The organism is Sphingomonas parapaucimobilis NBRC 15100, assembly GCF_000787715.1.
GTDB classification, from domain to species: Bacteria; Pseudomonadota; Alphaproteobacteria; order Sphingomonadales; family Sphingomonadaceae; genus Sphingomonas; species Sphingomonas parapaucimobilis.
In genome coordinates, this window is record NZ_BBPI01000088.1 from 1 (window position 1) to 13,104 (window position 13,104).

At 67.6% G+C, this 13,104-nt stretch carries 10 protein-coding genes and 1 tRNA gene; 10 read left to right on the top strand and 1 reads right to left on the bottom strand.

Annotation, left to right across the window (positions count from 1 at the left end):
* Window positions 1-47 precede the first annotated feature (47 nt).
* The 8 genes from SP5_RS15830 to SP5_RS15865 all read left to right on the top strand — a co-directional run bounded on the left by SP5_RS15830 (window position 48) and on the right by SP5_RS15865 (window position 10,429).
* Window positions 48-1,721: a methyl-accepting chemotaxis protein gene (locus tag SP5_RS15830; RefSeq protein ID WP_042490559.1), complete on the top strand. Its 1,674-nt coding sequence runs from the start codon at window positions 48-50 to the stop codon at window positions 1,719-1,721.
* Window positions 1,718-2,206, top strand: a complete 489-nt coding sequence (locus tag SP5_RS15835) for a chemotaxis protein CheW (RefSeq protein WP_042490561.1) — start codon at window positions 1,718-1,720, stop codon at window positions 2,204-2,206. The genes SP5_RS15830 and SP5_RS15835 overlap by 4 nt, the downstream gene beginning before the upstream one ends.
* 70 nt (window positions 2,207-2,276) lie before the next feature.
* Window positions 2,277-3,131, top strand: a complete 855-nt coding sequence (locus tag SP5_RS15840) for a CheR family methyltransferase (RefSeq protein WP_042490562.1) — start codon at window positions 2,277-2,279, stop codon at window positions 3,129-3,131.
* Between the two features lie 5 nt (window positions 3,132-3,136).
* Entirely contained in the window at window positions 3,137-4,210 is a 1,074-nt protein-coding gene (locus SP5_RS15845; RefSeq protein WP_042490563.1) for a protein-glutamate methylesterase/protein-glutamine glutaminase, read from the top strand.
* Between the two features lie 13 nt (window positions 4,211-4,223).
* Entirely contained in the window at window positions 4,224-5,972 is a 1,749-nt protein-coding gene (locus SP5_RS15850; RefSeq protein WP_042490564.1) for a hypothetical protein, read from the top strand.
* Window positions 5,973-6,106: 134 nt separating this feature from the next.
* Complete coding sequence (gene poxB / locus SP5_RS15855) at window positions 6,107-7,831, top strand: ubiquinone-dependent pyruvate dehydrogenase (RefSeq protein ID WP_042490565.1); 1,725 nt, start codon at window positions 6,107-6,109, stop codon at window positions 7,829-7,831.
* On the top strand, window positions 7,828-8,346 hold the full coding sequence (locus SP5_RS15860) for an FUSC family protein (protein ID WP_042490567.1): 519 nt from the start codon (window positions 7,828-7,830) through the stop codon (window positions 8,344-8,346). Before poxB ends, SP5_RS15860 begins: the two co-directional genes overlap by 4 nt.
* Window positions 8,347-8,608: 262 nt before the next feature.
* On the top strand, window positions 8,609-10,429 hold the full coding sequence (locus SP5_RS15865) for a glycoside hydrolase family 127 protein (RefSeq protein WP_439645622.1): 1,821 nt from the start codon (window positions 8,609-8,611) through the stop codon (window positions 10,427-10,429).
* Window positions 10,430-11,007: 578 nt separating this feature from the next.
* On the opposite strand, the gene SP5_RS15870 is transcribed toward SP5_RS15865, so the two are convergent.
* Window positions 11,008-11,083: transfer RNA gene (locus tag SP5_RS15870), tRNA-Val, on the bottom strand.
* A 188-nt stretch (window positions 11,084-11,271) separates the two neighbouring features.
* Between SP5_RS15870 and SP5_RS15875 the strand changes: the two genes are divergently transcribed.
* Together SP5_RS15875 and SP5_RS15880 are read left to right on the top strand one after the other, a co-directional pair.
* The gene (locus tag SP5_RS15875) at window positions 11,272-11,751 is read left to right on the top strand and encodes a hypothetical protein (RefSeq protein ID WP_042490569.1); all 480 of its coding nucleotides are present in this window, start codon (window positions 11,272-11,274) and stop codon (window positions 11,749-11,751) included.
* A complete protein-coding gene (locus SP5_RS15880) occupies window positions 11,751-13,061 on the top strand; it encodes a DNA-packaging protein (RefSeq protein ID WP_157013772.1) in 1,311 nt (436 codons plus the stop codon). Before SP5_RS15875 ends, SP5_RS15880 begins: the two co-directional genes overlap by 1 nt.
* Window positions 13,062-13,104: the final 43 nt, after the last annotated feature.

The window sequence follows — 13,104 nt, forward strand, 5'->3', positions numbered from 1 at the left end:
TGGTTTCATAGCATCCACAAGTGTCGTTTTTCATAGCGGGGTGGCAAATGCGAGTTACGATCAAGGCCAAGCTGGCCGGTACATTTGCGATAGTCTTGTTGCTTCTGGCGGTTGTCGTCGGGGTCGGGGTTTCGAAGGTCAATGCCTTGAACGTGATGATCGCCGAGATCATCGACGGCCCGGCCCAGCGCATCAAGCTGTCGCTGACCGCCGATGGTGATAGCGGTCGCGCCATCCGCGCCGAAAAGAACATGATGCTGACGCAAGATCTCGTGCAAAAGCGCAACTTCGACAGCAGCTTCGTCCAATATGACGCCAAGATCCTGGAAAGCCTGAACGGTGGCCTCAAGGTCGCGACCGAACAGGGGCGGCCGATCTGGACCCGCGCACTGGAGGAATGGCACGGCTATAAGACGATCAGCGATCGGGCACGCGGTATGGCCATGCAGAACAAGAATGCCGAGGCGGCGGTCATTTCGATGACCGAAGGCCGCGTCGCTGCGGTGCGCCTGACCGACACGCTGACCAAGCTGAGCGAGATCACGCAGGGTCAGATGACCAAGGCCAAGGCCGATGCCGCGGTCCTCTATGCCTCGGCCCGCATGACCCTGATGGTCACGGCGGTCGTGGCGCTGCTCGTCGCGATCGGGGGTGCCCTGTGGGTTGCGTTGCTGGTCTCCAAGGGCCTGCGCAAGATCGACGAAGCGGTGTCCGCCGTCGCCGATGGCGACCTGAGCAACGAAGTGCATGTCGCCAGCAATGACGAGATCAAGGACCTGGTCGACACCGTCAACCGGATGACCGTCCGCCTGCGCGAGACGATCGGCCAGACCACCCAGGCGGCGCACAATGTCGCGTCGGGCAGCCAGCAGCTGTCGTCCTCGTCGGAACAGGTGAGCCAGGGCGCGACCGAACAGGCCGCCGCCGCCGAGGAAGCCTCGGCTTCGATGGAACAGATGGCCGCCAACATCAAACAGAATGCCGACAACGCGACCCAGACCGAAAAGATCGCCCGCCAGTCGTCGCTGGATGCCGAACAGAGCGGCACGGCGGTACAGAAGGCCGTGATCGCGATGCGCACCATCGCGGAGAAGATCGGGATCGTGCAGGAAATCGCCCGCCAGACCGACCTGCTGGCGCTGAACGCGGCAGTCGAGGCGGCCCGTGCGGGCGAACATGGTCGCGGCTTCGCGGTCGTGGCGGCCGAGGTCCGCAAGCTCGCCGAGCGCAGCCAGACGGCGGCGGCCGAGATCAGCGGCATGTCCTCCGACACCGTGGGTGCTGCCACCCAGGCGGGCGAGATGCTGACCAAGCTGGTGCCCGATATCCGCCGCACCGCCGAACTGGTCGCCGAGATCAGCGCGGCGTGCCGCGAGCAGGATATCGGCGCGGTCCAGATCAACGAGGCGATCCAGCAGCTCGACAAGGTGACGCAGCAGAATGCCAGCGCCTCCGAGCAGATCTCGTCCACTTCCGAAGAACTCGCCAGCCAGGCCGAGGAGCTTCAGGAAAGCATCGCCTATTTCCGTGTCGACGGACAGGGCGCACAGAACCGCCCGGTGCGCCGCCCGGCACCACGCCCGGCCAGGGCCAGGCCCAAGGCGGCTCCGGCCCGCAGCGGTTCGGTCGCCGACCAGCAGGCGCGGGTGCGCGGTTTCGCGCTGGACCTGACCAATGGCGGCCCTGACGGCGAAGACGCCGCGTTCGGACGCGCGGCATGAGCGGCGCATCCGACATCCAGGTCGTGGTCTTCGGACTGGGCGACGAAGAGTTCGCGCTGCCCGTCACCACGGTCCGCGAGATACTGGACCACCGTAACGCCTATCGGGTGCCGCACGCGCCCGACTGGTTCCTGGGGCTGACCGATGTGCGTGGCGACTCCGTGCCGATGGTCGACCTGCGGGTCCGCCTGGGGATGCCCCCGGTCGAGCCGACGCTGACCACCCGCGTTCTGGTGGTGGATGTGGCGGGCGGCGAGGGCAAGCCGCTGGCGCTGGGCATGGTCGTCGACCGGGTGCTCGACGTCGCGACCTTCCCGGCCGAATCGGTCGAGGGCGCGCCCGATCTGGGCGGTCGCTGGCGGTCCGAGCAGATCGAGGCGATCCTGCGGCGGGGTGCGGGCTTCGTCGCCCTGCTCGACCCGGCGCGCCTGTTCGGGGCGGACGGTGCCGAGGCAGCCCTGGCCGATCTCGGCATGGCGGCGTGATCCCAGTTCTTTCCGGCCGCCCGGCGTGGCGGCCGATCCCTTCCTCTCGCTTCCGACAGGAGCCGTTCCTTTGAGCAGTCTGGCCCGCGCGGCATCGGCATCGCCCGACGCGCTGCAGCGTCGCGATTTCGATCGCATCTCCGCCTATGTGTACAAGGAGTGCGGAATCCGCCTGCCGCCCGCCAAGATGACGATGATCGAGGGGCGTCTGCGCCGCCGCGTGCGCGCCACGGGGCTCAGCAGCCTGGGCGACTATTGCGCCTGGGTATTCCAGGCCGATCATCTGGCGGGCGAGCGCGAGCATCTGCTGAATGCGGTCACGACCAACAAGACCGACTTCTTCCGTGAGCCCAAGCATTTCGACTATCTGATGGGCACGGTCATGCCGCAGCTGCGCGACCAGGGGCAGCGCCGGATCCGCGTGTGGAGCTCGGCCTGCTCGACCGGCGCGGAGCCCTATACGCTGGCGATGCTGCTCGACGCCTTTGCCGCCGACAAGGGCGGCCCCGATTTCGGGATCCTGGCGACCGATCTGGACAGCGAGGTGCTGCGCACCGCGCGTCGGGGCATCTATCCGGCCGCGATGCTCGATCCGGTGCCGACGACCTTGCGCAAACGCTATGTCATGAGCGCCAGCGATCCCAGGCGCGACGAGATGCGCATCGTGCCCGCGCTGCGCTCGGCCATCGGCTTCGCCCAGATGAACCTGATGGACGAACGCTATCCGGTGGGCGATCCGATGGACATCATCTTCTGCCGCAACGTCCTGATCTATTTCGACAAGCCGACCCAGGAAAAGGTCGTGCGCCGTCTGGCCGAATGTCTGCGCCCCGGCGGCTGGATGTTCCTGGGCCATTCCGAATCGATCACGGGTTTCGACCTTCCCCTGAAGACGGTGTCCAACACCGTGTTTCAACGGATCTGACGGCCATGAGCAAAGTCCGCGTGCTGGTGATCGACGACAGCGCCAGCGTCCGCCAGGCGATGACCGCGATCCTGTCCGCCGACCCGGACATTCAGGTGATCGCCGCCGCCGCCGATCCCTTCGCCGCCGCGCGCTACATCCAGGAGGAGGTGCCCGACGTCATCACGCTGGACGTCGAGATGCCGCGCATGGACGGCATCACCTTCCTGCGCAAGCTGATGGCGCAGCGCCCGCTGCCGGTCGTCATGTGCTCCTCGCTGGTCGAGGAAGGCTCGGAAACGCTGCTCCAGGCGCTGGAGGCCGGGGCGGTCGACGTGATCCTGAAGCCGCGCGTCGGCGTCGCCGATCACCTGAACGAAGCGCATATGATGATCCGCGAGACGGTGAAGGGCGCGGCCAAGGCGCGGCTCGGCGCGCGGCGTGCCCAGACCAGGCTTAGCCCTGCGCAGAAGCTGACCGCCGATGCCGTCCTGCCGCCCCCCACCGGCCGCGCGATGAGCCGCACGACCGAGATGGTGGTGTGCATCGGCGCCTCGACCGGCGGGACGGAGGCGCTACGCGAGGTGCTGGAGGCGCTGCCCGCCAATTCGCCGGGCATCGTTATCGTCCAGCATATGCCGGAGAGCTTCACCCGCGCCTTTGCCAAGCGGCTGGACGGGTTGTGCCAGGTCGACGTCAAGGAGGCCGAGGACGGCGACACGGTGATGCGCGGCCGCGTGCTGATCGCACCGGGCGGCCTGCGCCACACGATGCTGGAGCGGCAGGGCGCGCGCTATGTCGTGTCGGTGCGCGAAGGGCCGCTGGTCTCGCGCCATCGCCCCTCGGTCGACGTGCTGTTCCGCTCGGCGGCGCGTAATGCCGGGTCGAATGCGGTCGGCATCATCCTGACCGGCATGGGCGACGACGGGGCGCGCGGTCTCCTCGAAATGAAGCAGGCGGGCGCGCGGACCTTCGCGCAGGACGAGGCGACCTCGGTCGTGTTCGGGATGCCCAAGGAAGCGATCGCGCGCGGCGCGCACGACAAGATCATCCCGCTGGGCAGCGTCGCACGCGAACTGCTCCACGCCACGGCCCGTTAAGAAGGAACGACAGATGTTTGTGGCACGGATCGATACCGACAATGCGGTTCCGCTGGCTGGCGGCCTGCCGACCTCGCCCGCCATCTCCTTTGCGGTGCTGGCGGAGCAGGTGCAGAACCGGATGGGCGGCCTGGAAGACGCGTTTCGCGAAACCGGCGAGACGCTGGCCACCGCGATCGGCACGATCGACGGCATGGCGGACGGGCTGGCGAGCATCCGTCAGGCCCTGTCGCACGACACCGCCGGGGTTGCCGTCTCCCGGCTGCGCGACGTCGCCTATCGCCTGATTACCCTGCCGATCATCCAGAAGCGGCGCGCGATCGAGGTCGAGACGCTGACCGGCCGCACCCGCGAGCTGCGCGGCCTGCTGAACGAGGTCAGTACAATCCTGAAGCTGCTCGGCATCTATGGGATGAACATCAAGATCGCCTCGTCGGGCGAGGCGGCGTTCTTCAACTTCGTCGTCGGCATGGACGAGAAGCTGACCACCGGTCGCCAGGAACTGCGCCAGATCGAGCGGCAGCTGGACCAGTTCGGCCGGGTGGTGGGCGACGTCCAGAAGGCCGACCGCCTGCTCGCGACCGAATGCGACCGCGCCGGGGCCGCCGTGCCCGCCGAGCTGACTGCCAATGCCAATGCGCTGCAGGATCATATCGAATCGGTGATGCGCATGACCGACGAGGTCGGCGGCATCGTGCGGACCGTGCAGGGCGAGGTCGCGCGCATCCTGGGCGCGATCCAGATCGGCGACAGCGTGCGCCAGCGCGCCGAACACGCCATCACCATGCTGCACCGGGTCGCGAGCGAGGATGCGAATGGCGGTATGCCGGACGGAGCCAGGGCGCATATGGCCCGGCTGATCTCCGCGCAATTGAACGCGATGGCCGACGAGTTCGGGCGGGAGATCGCCTCGATCGTCACCTCGCTGGAACGGCTGGCGCCGCTGGCGGATCATCTGCGCGATCTGCTGGGGTCGCAGGGCGGCGCGGACGGACAGCTGCTGTTCCGGCTGGAACATGGCATTTCGACGCTGGGCAACGTCACCGATCAGCTGTGCGATGCCGATGGCCATCTGGCCGAGCTGACCGGCTTTGTCAGCCGCACGCTGGCCGACCTGACCGACGGACTGAGCCGCATCCGCCACATCGCGGTCAATGTGCAGGATATCTCGACCAACACCCAGCTGCTGTGCCGTCGCCACGGCACGCTGGGCCGGGCGGTGGCGGTGATCGCCAAGGAGGTCGCCCCCTGCGCCAGCCGCCTCGACCAGCTGAGCGTCGCGGTCGGTTCGCTGATCGGGGTGCTCAGCGGGATCGACCTGGTCCAGCAGGACAACACGCACAGCAAGAATGGCGACACGCGCGGCGCGTTGCAGGAAGCGCTGTCGGTCGTGCGGCGGGCCTGCGAAAGCTCGGCCGGGGCCATGGTGAAGGGCGGCGGCGATGCCGAGCGGATCGTCGCCTCGCTCCAGGCGAGCGCCGGGGATCTGGGCGAGCAGCGCGACTTTGTGGAGGCGCTGTGCTCGGTGGCCCTGGGGCTGACCCGCTATGCCGATCGGGTCGCGCCCGAGACCCCGGACGGCACCGAACTGACGGCGGCGGACGAGGCCGTGCTGGCGGAGCTGCTGCCCTGGGCGGCAAGCCTCTATACGATGGCATCCGAGCGTCTGATCCATGCGGCCTATCTGCTGCCCGGCATGGAGCCGGTGGCGACGGTCACGGCGGCGGTGACGTTCGACGATGACGATGACGGGCTGTTCTGATCGCGATTGCACGGCGGTTTAGACGTCTTGCACGAAGTTCATCTCCGGGGTGCGAAGCCATTCGCATCCCGGATCGTTTCGCTCTTGCAGCATGACGGGCACCGGCCCCGTCGACAGTGAGGGAAAGACGAACCATGGCCGAGACGATCGCCGATCTTTTGAACCGCACGCTGGTCGAGGCGGGCGTCAAGCGAATCTGGGGCGTGACGGGCGACAGCCTGAACGCGTTCAACGATTCGCTGCGCAAGTCGGGCAAGATTCAGTGGATGCATGTCCGCAACGAGGAGGCGGGCGCCTTTGCGGCGGGAGCGGAAGCGGCGGCGACGGACAGGTTGGCGGTCTGTGCGGGGAGTTGCGGGCCGGGCAATCTCCACCTGATCAACGGGCTGTTCGACTGCCATCGCAACCATGTGCCGGTGCTGGCGATCGCGGCGCATATCCCATCGAGCGAGATCGGCCTGAACTATTTCCAGGAAACGCACCCCACCGAGCTGTTCCGCGAGTGCAGTCATTTCTGCGAAATGGTGCAGGACCCGCGCCAGATGCCCGAACTGCTCCACCGCGCGATCCGCACCGCGATCGGCAAGCGCGGCGTGGCGGTGCTGGTCATCCCCGGCGATGTCGCGCTGAAGCCTGCGCCCGAGACGCGCAGCGTCGCTTTCCCGCCGCTCGCCACCCCGCGCCTCGTGCCGCCGCAGGCGGAGCTGGGCAAGATCGCCCAGCTGCTCAACGAATCGAAGGCGGTGACGTTGCTGTGCGGTGCAGGCACGGCGGGCGCGCATGACGAGGTGGTCGCGCTGGCCGAGGCGCTGAAGGCCCCGATCGTCCATGCCTATCGGGGCAAGGAATGGATCGAGTACGACAATCCCTATGATGTCGGCATGACCGGGCTGATCGGCTTTTCGTCGGGCTATCACGCGATGATGGAGTGCGACACGCTGCTGATGCTCGGCACCGACTTTCCCTATCGCAACTTCTATCCCGAAAAGGCGAAGGTGGTGCAGGTCGACCGCGACCCGAGCGCGCTGGGGCGGCGGGTGCCGCTCGACCTGGGCGTGGTCGGCGACGTGGCGGAAGTGGCGCGCGGCCTGATCCCGCTGATCGGCGGCGAGCGCGACGGCCGCTTCCTCGACAAGGCGCGCGCGCATTACCGCGATGCCCGCAAGGGGCTGGACGACCTCGCCACCCCGCGCGACGGCGACAAGCCGCTGCACCCGCAATTCGTGGCCCGCACCATCGACCGGCTCGCGAACGAGGATACCGTCTTCACCGCCGATGTCGGCACGCCCGCCGTCTGGGCGGCGCGCTATCTGACGATGAACGGAAAGCGGCGCATCATCGGCTCGTTCAACCACGGCTCGATGGCCAATGCGCTGCCCCAGGCACTGGGCGTGCAGGGCGCCTGCCCGGGGCGGCAGGTCGTGTCGATGTCGGGCGATGGCGGCCTGACCATGTTGATGGGCGACATGTTGACCGCAGTGCAGATGAAGCTGCCGGTCAAGATCGTGGTCTTCAACAATTCGACCTTGGGCTTCGTCGCGCTGGAGCAGAAGGCGGCGGGTTATGTCGACGACAATGTGTCGCTCCAGAACCCCGACTTTGGCGCGATCGCGCGCGAGATGGGCTATTTCGGGGTGCGCGTCACCCGATCGGACGCGCTGGAGGGCGCCTTGCGCGAGGCGTTCGCGCATGATGGCCCGGCGCTGGTCGATGTCGTGACCGAGACGCAGGAACTCATCATGCCGCCCAAGATCCAGGCCGAGCAGATCAAGGGGTTCAGCCTTTATGCCGCGCGCGCGGTGCTGAGCGGGCGCGGGGACGAGGTGCTGGAACTGGCCAGGGCGAACCTCTTGCGGTGACGCCGCCGCCCGCCCTGCGAAGCTGGGTGACGGCGCATGTCTCACGCGAGGAGACGGTGCGCACCATCGCCTTTGTCGCGCGCTGTACCGGCGCGGCGGTGCTGGCGCTCGGCATCGCCGACCGGCTGCACCTGGACCATCCGGTCTGGGCGAGCGTCTCCGCGCTCGTCGTCTCGCAGGACCGGCTGGGCGACACGCATCGCTCGCTCACCTGGCGGATCGTCGCGACGCTGATCGGCGTGGCGGTGGCGCTGCTCGTCGCCTTCGCCATGCCCGGTGCGGGGGCGGTCGCGATGCTGGCGGTGGCGGTCAGCGTCACCGCCGCCATCGCCCGCATCCGCACCGAATTGCGGGTGTGCATGTGGACCTCGGTCATCGTCCTGCTGACCGTCCCGCCGGGGGGCACGATCCTGACCGCCGCGCTGGCGCGGGCGCAGGAGGTCATGCTGGGTGTGGCGATCGGGGCGATCCTGCACTGGGGCTTTGAGCGATTGCTGTTCCGCCGAACCGGCTGATCCTCTGTCCGACAAATAAACATCATTCCGCGGTCGCCGGGACGCCAATTTCGCGCCCTGGCTGGAAAACGTTTGCGGATTCCGGCCGTGCGACGCAGACTGCTGCAAAATCGAATAGTCGGAGAAGATCATGCCTTCATGCTGTTCCGCGCCGTCGCGGCGCCAAGTCCTTGCCACGGCCAGTATCGGTGCCTTGGCGACCGGATGGGGGGCGGTGATGCCCGCCTCCGCCTGGGCGCAGAATGGGATCGGCGGGAAGCCGATGGCGCCGACGCCCGCCAATGCGGTCCAGCCCTTCGACATGGCCGATGTCACGCTGGCCGACAGCCCCTTCCTCCATGCGCAGAAGATGACCGAGGCGTATCTGATGCGCCTGCAACCCGACCGGATGCTCGCCAATTTCCGCACCAATGCCGGATTGAAGCCCAAGGCACCCGTCTATGGCGGCTGGGAGTCGGAGGCGCAGTGGGCCGACATCAACTGCCACGGCCACACGCTGGGCCATTATCTCTCGGCCTGCGCGCTGGCGTACCGCGCGACCAGGGACAAGCGCTATCGCCAGCGGATCGACTATATCGCGAACGAACTCGCCGCGTGCCAGCAGGCGGCGGGCACCGGCCTGGTCTGCGCCTTTCCCAAGGGTCCTGCGCTGGTCGCGGCGCACCTGCGCGGCGAACCGATCACCGGCGTCCCCTGGTACACGCTGCACAAGGTCTATGCGGGCCTGCGCGATGCGGTGCAGCTGGCGGGGAGCGAGGCGGCGCGGCCGGTGCTGATCCGGCTGGCCGACTGGGGCGTCGTGGCCACCAAGCCGCTGTCCGATGCGCAGTTCGAGACGATGCTGGAAACCGAATATGGCGGCATGAACGAGGTCTATGCCGACCTGTATTTCATGACCGGCAACGCGGATTATCGCCACCTCGCCGAACGGTTTTCGCAAAAGGCGGTGATGAAGCCGCTGACGGGCGGCCGCGACTATCTCGACGGGATGCACGCCAATACGCAAATCCCGAAGATCATCGGGTTCCAGCGCGTCTATGAGGCGAATGGCGACGACGCCTATCACAACGCCGCCGCCTTTTTCTGGCGGACGGTCGCGCATACCCGTGCCTTCGCCACCGGCGGTCACGGCGATGGCGAGCATTTCTTCGCCATGGCCGATTTCGACAAACACGTCTTCTCGGCAAAGGGATCGGAGACCTGCTGCCAACACAATATGCTGAAGCTGACCCGCGCGCTGTTCCTGCGCGATCCGCAGGCCGAATATGCCGATTATTACGAGCGGACGCTCTACAACGGCATCCTCGCCTCGCAGGACCCGGATTCGGGCATGGCGACCTATTTCCAGGGCGCGCGGCCGGGTTACATGAAGCTCTATCACACGCCCGAGGACAGCTTCTGGTGCTGCACCGGCACGGGCATGGAAAATCATGTGAAGTATCGCGACTCGATCTACTTCCATGACGACCGCGCGCTGTACGTGAACCTGTTCATCCCCTCGACCCTGACCTGGGCCGACAAGGGGGCGACGTTGACCCAGGTGACGAACTTCCCCGAGGTGGCGAACACCAAGTTCCGCTGGACACTGCGCCAGCCGACCGAGCTGACCCTGAAGCTGCGCCACCCGAAATGGAGCCGCACCGCGACCCTGCTGGTCAACGGTGCGGAGGTGCAGCGATCCGACAAGCCTGGCCGCTATGCCGAGCTGACCCGGACGTGGAAGACCGGCGACACGGTCGAATGGCGCCTGGTCATGGAACCCGCCGCCGAAAGCGCCCCCGCCGCGCCGGAGATCGTCGCCTTCACCTATGGCCCGCTGGTCCTGGCGGGCGCGCTGGGCCGCGAAGGGCTGGCCCCGGGCGCGGACATCATCGTCAGTGAGCGCAAATACGGCGAGTATAACGACACGCCGTTCCAGGCGCCCACGCTGTCGGGTGAGCCTGATGCTTTGACGAAGAAGATCAGCGCGACTGGCAAACCGCTGGAATTCACCATCCCGGCGGCGGATGGCCAGCCGGTACGGCTGGTCCCCTACCACCGCATCGCGCATGAGCGTTACGCGACCTATTGGAAGCTGGCTTAGGCCAAATCGGCATTCACGCTCCCCCCTCTTCCCTCTCCCCTGGAAAGGGGAGAGGGTTAGCGAAGCTTGCCAGCTTGGCTGGCTAGCGCAGCTTGGGTGAGGGGTTGAGCGAGCCTTCGGCTCGCGCGCTCGCTTGCGCGAGCGCAGCACCCCTCACCCAGCTCCGACTAAGCCTTTGCTTTGGCAAAGGCCAAGTCTGCGCAACCCTCTCCCCTCGATGAGGGGCGAGGGAAAGTTGGGCATGTCTGAATGTCGATCCGACCCAAATCCAAACTCGACCACCCCGGCGAAAGCCGGGGTCCAATTGCCACGCCGTCGCGGCTAATAGCACAAGAAGATTTGTTCGCGCGGAGACGCGGAGACGCGGAGACGCGGAGGCGGGGAGGACGCAGAGAGGGTGTCCGATTGGCCTGGGCACGCCTTCATCACCAAGCGGAGAGAGGCACAAAGCTGCCGCAGGCGAGGCACCTCCGCGCCTCCGCGCGAACAAAAAATCCCGACCCGTTACCGCTCCACCGAGCGCATGGCGGCTAGACCTTGGCCTTCGCCGGGGTGGGGCTATTCGGGGATGTTTGGAATGGTGGGCGATGACGGGCTCGAACCGCCGACATTCTCGGTGTAAACGAGACGCTCTACCAACTGAGCTAATCGCCCCCTCTCGGGAAGGCCCGCCTAATGCCGATGCGTTCCGCATCTGGCAAGCCGCTTTTATGCCTCCAACCCATCTGGTTCGTTTGTTGGATACAAACCCCACCGACATCGGTACATAAAGGGAACATCGAGGGGCGGATGCGACCGGGGGAGCGGTCGGGTTCGCGCTCGGTGTTTCGGGGGGAGTGGGAATGGCCGGAACGGGGGAGGGCGCGCGGTGGACGCTGGCGCGGCGACGGCAATTCCTGGCGGCGCTGACGGTCAGCGCCGATGCGGGGGCGGCGGCACGGGCGGTGGGAGAGACGCTGCGGGCCGCACGCACCTTGCGGGCGCGCGACCGGGCCTTTGGCGAGGCCTGGGATGCGGCGATCGGCGCGGCACATGCGCTGGTCGAGGAAGGGCTGCTGCGCCGGATGCTCGCCCTGTTGGCGGCCGGGGACGGGGAGGAGGGCGGAGAGGCCGGTGCGGGGACCACCGGCCTCTCCATCACCCCGCCGCTCCAGCCGACCGAGGTGCAATTCTATCTGAAGCTGCTCGCCCGCCGCGATGCACTGGCCCAGGCCGGTGATGGCGTCAGCGAGGCGGCACGGGCCGATGCGGCCGAGACCGATGCGGCGCTGGAACGCGCGCTCGACGGGCTGGCGCGGCGGCGGTTGAAGGGGATGGCATGATGGCGGGACAGGATGCGGCAACGCGGCTCGCCACGCTGGCGATGCTGGAGCCGGGTGCGCGCGAACAGGCGCTGGCCGCACTGACGGCGGCGCAGAAGCGCGAACTGGTCGAGCGATGGGAATTATGGGCGCATGACGGACAGGTCGCGCCGCCGGGCGACTGGCGGGTCTGGCTGATCCGCGCCGGTCGCGGCTTCGGCAAGACCCGCGCGGGGGCGGAGTGGGTCAGCGCGCTGGCCCGCGAGCAACCGGGTGCGCGGATCGCGCTGATGGGCGCGACTTTGCGCGATGTCGAGCGAGTGATGGTGCGCGGCGAAAGCGGGCTGCTGGCGGTGGCGCGCAAGGGTGAGACGCCCAAATGGATCGGCAGCCTGGGGCAGGTGCATTTCGCGTCCGGCGCGATCGGCTTCGCCTATTCGGCCGCCGCGCCCGAGGCTTTGCGCGGGCCGCAGCATCATGCCGCCTGGTGCGACGAACTGGGCAAGTGGAAGGGGGAGGCCGGGTGGGACAATCTGATGATGACGCTCCGGTTGGGTGAGACCCCGCGCGTGCTGGTCACGACCACGCCGCGCGCGACGCCGCTGATGCGCAAGGTCATGGCGCTGCCCGATTGTGTCGAGACGATCGGGCGGACCAGCGACAATGCGCATCTGCCCGATAGCTTCCAGGACGCGATGATCGCCCAGTACGGCGACACGCGGCTGGGGCGGCAGGAGCTGGACGGCGAGATGGTCGACGACCGCGAGGGGGCCTTGTGGACCCGCGCTTTGCTCGACCGGCAACGGGTCAAGACGGTGCCCGCGCTCGACCGGGTGGTGGTCGGCGTCGATCCGCCCGCGACCAGCAGCGGCGATGCCTGTGGGATCGTCGCGGTGGGACTGGGGCGCGACGGCCATGGCTATGTGCTGGAGGATGCCAGCGAGGCCGGGCTTTCGCCCGAGGGTTGGGCGGCGCGGGTGGCCGGCTGTGCCCGGCGCAACCGCGCGGACCGGGTGGTGGCCGAGCGCAACCAGGGCGGCGACATGGTGGAGAGCGTGCTGCGGCTCGCCGACCCGACGCTGCCGGTGCATCTGGTGTACGCCTCGATCGGCAAGGCCGCGCGGGCGGAGCCGGTGTCGTTTCTCTATGCGCAGGGGCGGGTTTGGCATTCGCGAGGGTTTCCGGCGTTGGAGGACGAGCTGTGCGGGCTGGGGGTGGCGGGGGCCTATGACGGACCGGGCCGCTCGCCGGATCGCGCCGATGCGCTGGTCTGGGCGCTGACCGAGCTGATGCTGTCGGGGCGAGGGCCGCCGGGGATACGGAATTTGTGAGCTGATCCTCCCCGGAACGGGGAGGGGGACCGCCGCGAAGCGG

Bases quoted from the DNA above. Each gene is read 5' to 3' on its own strand.
- SP5_RS15880 (WP_157013772.1), top strand. From the start codon at position 11,751: ATGGCGGGACAGGATGCGGCAACGCGGCTCGCCACGCTGGCGATGCTG.
- SP5_RS15845 (WP_042490563.1), top strand. From the start codon at position 3,137: ATGAGCAAAGTCCGCGTGCTGGTGATCGACGACAGCGCCAGCGTCCGC.
- SP5_RS15835 (WP_042490561.1), top strand. From the start codon at position 1,718: ATGAGCGGCGCATCCGACATCCAGGTCGTGGTCTTCGGACTGGGCGAC.
- SP5_RS15830 (WP_042490559.1), top strand. From the start codon at position 48: ATGCGAGTTACGATCAAGGCCAAGCTGGCCGGTACATTTGCGATAGTC.
- SP5_RS15850 (WP_042490564.1), top strand. From the start codon at position 4,224: ATGTTTGTGGCACGGATCGATACCGACAATGCGGTTCCGCTGGCTGGC.
- SP5_RS15875 (WP_042490569.1), top strand. From the start codon at position 11,272: ATGGCCGGAACGGGGGAGGGCGCGCGGTGGACGCTGGCGCGGCGACGG.
- poxB (WP_042490565.1), top strand. From the start codon at position 6,107: ATGGCCGAGACGATCGCCGATCTTTTGAACCGCACGCTGGTCGAGGCG.
- SP5_RS15865 (WP_439645622.1), top strand. From the start codon at position 8,609: ATGGCGCCGACGCCCGCCAATGCGGTCCAGCCCTTCGACATGGCCGAT.